This is a genomic window from Deinococcus terrestris (genome assembly GCF_009377345.1).
Classification (GTDB): domain Bacteria; phylum Deinococcota; class Deinococci; order Deinococcales; family Deinococcaceae; genus Deinococcus; species Deinococcus terrestris.
Genome location: NZ_WBSL01000040.1, coordinates 1 through 811 on the forward strand (window position 1 = coordinate 1; position 811 = coordinate 811).

An 811-nucleotide genomic window follows, 5' to 3' on the forward strand; every position below is an offset into this window, starting at 1 on the left:
TGGTTGTGGCAAGTTGTTGGCGCGCAGGAACCAGAGGGGCCCTGGAAGGCAGGTGGCCTGAAGTTCAGGCCACCTGCCACACGATCTCTTGCCACGTTCTGAAGGCGACCTGCTGATGGTGACGGCGATGGCGAGCGGAGACGGTGGAGCGAGCGGGGTGGTGAAGGTTCGCCAAGCGGGCGTGCAGGTCGAGAAAGCCTTGCGCGCGTCGTCGTGAACGGAAGCCGCGCTGCTGACGTTCCTGCCGCCGGGTGGGTCGGTGAGACTGCTCCACCAGGTTGTTGCAGCGCGCTGTGGACATCACCTGGATGTGCTCCACGCTGTGGAGCACGGAAAGTTCGCGCAGAGCTGCGCCGTAACTCCAGAGCTTGTCGGTGTGAATGACCTCCGGCACGTCATATTCCCCCAGCAGCCGCTGGAAAAACGATCTGGCAGCCGCGGTGTCACGGTGTTGCTGAAGGAGAACGTCCAGCACGGCGCCATGTTCGTCCACGGCCCGCCACAACCACTGTTTGACCCCGCCCACGTCCACGCACATCTCGTCAAGGTGCCACCGGGAACCCCGTCGGGGTTCCCGGTGGCGCAGCCCCTGGGCAAACAGGTCACTGAACTTGATGCACCAGTGACGGATGGACTCGCGGGTGACGGCGATGCCCCGTTCCAGCAGCAGTTCTTCGATGTCCCGATAGCTCAGCGTGAAGCGGTGGTAGAGCCACACAGCGTAGCCGATGACCGCGAGGGGGAATCGGTAGCCGGGAAGCTTCTCACCACTGTGCACCGCGTCACCCTACCCCAACAACTTGCCACAACC

General features: G+C 63.6%; 1 protein-coding gene. It reads right to left on the minus strand.

Annotation, left to right across the window (positions count from 1 at the left end; translation table 11 throughout):
* Positions 1-64: 64 nt before the first annotated feature.
* The gene (locus F8S09_RS17505; protein ID WP_322618898.1) at positions 65-778 is read right to left on the minus strand and encodes an IS6 family transposase; all 714 of its coding nucleotides are present in this window, start codon (positions 776-778) and stop codon (positions 65-67) included.
* Between the last annotated feature and the right edge of the window lie 33 nt (positions 779-811).